Consider the following 334-nt stretch of genomic DNA (forward strand, 5'->3'; position numbering starts at 1 on the left):
CCAGGCTGCTGCCCCGGTTGCTGCCGCGCCGGCCGCCGCTCCTGCCGCTGCCGCTCGCAAAGACGTGCACGTGCCGGACATCGGTGGTGACGAAGTCGAAGTGACTGACATCATGGTTGCCGTGGGCGACATGGTTGAAGCCGACCAGTCCATCATCGCCGTGGAAGGTGACAAGGCCTCCATGGAAGTGCCTGCACCGTTCGCCGGCCGCGTGGTCGAGATCAAGGTCGCCGCCGGCGCCAAGGTTTCTACCGGCTCCCTGGTGATGGTCTTCGAAGTGGCGGGCGCTGCCCCGGCCGCTGTTGCCGCGCCGGCTCCTGCTGCTGCCCCCGTG

1 protein-coding gene is annotated in these 334 nt (G+C 68.6%); it reads left to right on the forward strand.

The features are described from left to right. Positions 1-334: biotin/lipoyl-containing protein (locus tag AACR77_RS17140; RefSeq protein ID WP_331373079.1), on the forward strand; the 334-nt coding region annotated here is incomplete at both ends.

Origin of the sequence: Aeromonas sp. ZOR0002 (genome assembly GCF_963866995.1) — a bacterium.
Lineage (GTDB): Bacteria > Pseudomonadota > Gammaproteobacteria > Enterobacterales > Aeromonadaceae > Aeromonas > Aeromonas caviae.